At 27.2% G+C, this 2,633-nt stretch carries 3 protein-coding genes; all 3 read right to left on the bottom strand.

Going from position 1 to position 2,633, the window contains the following annotated elements; translation table 11 throughout:
- Positions 1-72: 72 nt before the first annotated feature.
- Genes RWY47_RS00080 through larE form a run of 3 tightly spaced genes read right to left on the bottom strand, consistent with a single transcriptional unit; the run spans position 73 to position 2,504 of the window.
- On the bottom strand, positions 73-471 hold the full coding sequence (locus RWY47_RS00080) for a hypothetical protein (RefSeq protein ID WP_025162922.1): 399 nt from the start codon (positions 469-471) through the stop codon (positions 73-75).
- 56 nt (positions 472-527) lie between these two features.
- Positions 528-1,685: a THUMP domain-containing class I SAM-dependent RNA methyltransferase gene (locus tag RWY47_RS00075; RefSeq protein WP_025162923.1), complete on the bottom strand. Its 1,158-nt coding sequence runs from the start codon at positions 1,683-1,685 to the stop codon at positions 528-530.
- 9 nt (positions 1,686-1,694) lie between these two features.
- A complete protein-coding gene (gene larE, locus RWY47_RS00070) occupies positions 1,695-2,504 on the bottom strand; it encodes an ATP-dependent sacrificial sulfur transferase LarE (RefSeq protein ID WP_150843034.1) in 810 nt (269 codons plus the stop codon).
- Between the last annotated feature and the right edge of the window lie 129 nt (positions 2,505-2,633).

Here is a 2,633-nt window from a genome sequence, read left to right as displayed (position 1 = left end):
GTACACATCCTTATGTTCTTTTTTAAATTTCCAAAACAAGAGCTTATTAAAATAAGCTCTTGTTTTGAATTTTTATTCTTGTGCATTATCTATTTCATCTACAACTTTTGTTTCTTCTTCAATTTTTTCATATTCTTTATTTTTTGCTAATTCCTCATTTTTTATAACTTTATTATTTCTAGATTTATTGTTTGAAGTATTAACTTTATTGTTTTTTGGAAATAAATTAAAATTTAGCTTAATTCCATTTTTTTTCTGATTATTATTTGAATTAGCTTTTATACCATACTTTGATTTATCTCTTTCTGGAACTAAATCATTTAATACTATTTCAGCTTCCTTATCTTCTTTATCCATAATATCATTTAATACTACTTCTTCCTTTGATACTTCTTTTACTTTGTTATGTTTATTATTATTAGTTCTTTTCCTTGGTTGAACTTTACTATTTTTCTTGGCTGACAATCTCATTTTATCCCCCCTTAAATTTATCACTACACTATATTTATATTTAAGAGGGCTTGTAATTATTTGTTATTATTCATATATTTAGGCGGCTTAGGTCCTATATATTGATATATATAAGTTTTTAACCTACCATTGTATAATTTTCTCTTTTTAGTAGCTTTTTTATTAAATGCATTTTCAAAGTCTTCATATGAAGTAACCATATAATAAGACCATGTTTTAAGCTCTTTAAATGCATAACCTAAATCTTTATATAGTTTTTTTACAGTTTGCTTATCTTCTAATCTTTCTCCATAAGGAGGGTTTGTAACTATAAATCCAAATTTTTCTTCACTTTCAAAGTTTTTAGCATTGAAAACTTTAAACTCTACATAATCTTCTACACCTGCAAGTTCTGCATTTTTTTGAGCTATCATAACAGCTTCTTTATCTATGTCATATCCTTGGATTTTAAAATCTACATCTGTATTCATTTTTTCAAATGCTTCTTTTCTAACATCCCACCATATATTTTTATCCATAGTAGTCCACTTTTCAGCTATAAACTCTCTATTAATCCCAGGAGCCATATTCAGTCCTAACATAGCAGCCTCTATTACTATAGTTCCAGATCCACACATTGGATCAACAAATATTCTTCCTGGCTGCCACGGTGTTAACTGTACCATAGCAGATGCCATAGTTTCTCTTAATGGAGCCTTTGTTGATACTTCTCTATATCCTCTTTTATGAAGTGCCATTCCACTTGTATCTAGTGTTATAGTTACTATGTCTTTATGAATAAACACTTGTATTGGATATTTTTCTTTAGTTTCTGGTAACATTCCATCTTCTTGATAACTAGTTTTCAAACTTTCAACTACAGCTTTTTTTACAATTGCTTGTATATCTGAAGTAGAAAACAATTTAGATTTTATTGAAGATGCCTTTGAAACGGGGAATTCTCCACCATATGGAATGTATTTTGACCAATTTATAGCTTTTGTGCTTTCAAATAAATCATTAAAAGTTTTAGCTTCAAACTCAGCAACTTTTAAAAGAACTCTTTCAGCAGTTCTTAGCCATATATTAGACATTGCTATTCCTTTTTCATCCGTTTTGTAAGTTACTCTTCCATCTTCAGTTTTTATTATTTCATACCCTAAATTTGATATTTCATTTTTTAATATTTTTTCTATACCGAAAAAACACGGTGTTATTAATGTATAATTTTTCATGTCTTCCTCCTATTGCTTGATACTATCATTCATATTGCCCATTCGATAACCTAATAAATCTAAAGTTATATATCTAAATCCAATATCTTTAAACTTATCATGTGTAGTTTTTAATAAATTCTTATCAAAAAATTTATGTATCTCATTTTCTTCTACTTCTATTCTCGCTAAATTGCCATGTACTCTTACTCTAAATTGTTTAAATCCTAAATCTTGTAAGTATTCTTCACTTTTTTCAATCATTCTAAGCTTATCGTTTGTTATTATTTCTCCATAAGGTACTCTTGTAGCTAAGCATGCAAATGCAGGCTTATTAAATGTAGGAACATTAAGTTCTTTTGATAAGCTTCTAATTTCTTTTTTCGTTAATAAACTGTCCTTTAAAGGGCTTTTTATATCTAACTCTTCCAATGCTTTTAATCCTGGTCTGTAATCTCCTAAATCATCTAAATTTGTTCCATCTAAGACATAATTTATATTATTATCTTTAGCTATATTTTTTATATTCGTAAATATAGTTTTTTTACAGTAGTAACATCTTTTTTCATCATTTTCGATAAATTCTTTAACGTCAAAGTCATCAATTTTTATAACTATATGTTTTACACCTAATGATTTCGTAAATTCCTTAGCTTCTTCTATTTCTCTATTTGAATGCATCATAGCATGTATCGTAACTGCTACACATTTATCTCCTAACACATCGTGTGCCACTTTTAATAAAAAAGTACTATCTACTCCACCTGAAAATGCAATTAAAACACTTTCCATTTCTTTAAGTTTATTCTTTAGAATATTTAGCTTATTCGAAGTATCCATTCCCACATACCTCCCCCATTTTCTAATACATTTAATTATATACAATATATAGTTTTTAATCAAACATTTTAGAAGATGTGTCGATATTGTAATATTTTGTTTTTATTTGACTCTTTAACTTTATATATG

Origin of the sequence: Paraclostridium sp. MRS3W1 (genome assembly GCF_032465715.1) — a bacterium.
GTDB classification, from domain to species: domain Bacteria; phylum Bacillota; class Clostridia; order Peptostreptococcales; family Peptostreptococcaceae; genus Paraclostridium; species Paraclostridium dentum.
The sequence above is the reverse complement of the archived record's forward strand: the minus strand, read 5'-3'. Positions and strand labels throughout refer to the sequence as shown.